Origin of the sequence: Sutterella massiliensis (assembly GCF_016899755.1) — a bacterium.
Taxonomy (GTDB): domain Bacteria; phylum Pseudomonadota; class Gammaproteobacteria; order Burkholderiales; family Burkholderiaceae_F; genus Sutterella; species Sutterella massiliensis.
This window is the reverse complement of sequence record NZ_JACJJC010000172.1, coordinates 1-765: the sequence shown is the minus strand read 5'-3', so window position 1 is coordinate 765 and position 765 is coordinate 1. Positions and strand designations below refer to the sequence as shown.

Annotated in this window: 1 protein-coding gene; it reads left to right on the top strand. The window is 58.0% G+C overall.

Annotation, left to right across the window (positions count from 1 at the left end; translation table 11 throughout):
- Positions 1 to 12: 12 nt before the first annotated feature.
- On the top strand, positions 13 to 765 hold a 753-nt coding region (locus H6A60_RS11980), incomplete at its 3' end, for a hypothetical protein (protein WP_205104932.1).

The following is a 765-nucleotide window of genomic DNA, read 5'->3' as shown; positions in this document are numbered from 1 at the left end:
TAACAGCGCCGCATGCAAAACATCAAACGTCTTTTGCAAAAGAGCGTCTGCTCGCTCGTTGCAGCGAGCATGGCCGCTCTGCCCGGCTGGGCTTTGGGCAGCGAAACCAATATGGGCGCCATCGGCCGCGAGGCGCAGTCCTTTGTGAAGGAACTCAACGCCGAAAGCATTCCCGAGTCGATGCGCATGCAGGGCTCGTCGGTTGTCCTCCCAATGGGCGACGGCAAGACGCTCAAGATGGACAAGTCCGAATTCGCTCCGCAGTCCACGGGCTCCTCGAAATACGAATACGGCTATTCGAACTCGGACGTCGAGGGTCTCAAGGGCATTTACGACGACGGCTCGGAAATGGACAGTCGGGGTGCGGCAGCCAAGAAGAGTCTCTATCAGGATTCGCTGCTCGACGATCCATCGACGATCGAAGGGAACGTCTACAAGATCATGACGAAGATGTACTACGACATCGAACGTCCCGACATGAGCGGCGATTCCGTCTTCGATACGACCAAGGACATCATCGGCAACATCGAGGAGATCACGCAGGGCTTCGCCGACTGTTCCGCCGACACGGTGCTCAGCGAAGTAACGAACAAGAAGCACATTCCCGACTACCGCTCCTGCAACAAAGTGCTTGACCGCTCGGGCACCTGCACGCTGCATCACCGCTACTCCGCAGGCATTCTCGAATACGTGGACGGCACCGCCTACAACATCGACTCCTGCGGCGAAGGCTGCGTCGACATCTGGCTCGGCAAGGTCGACAAC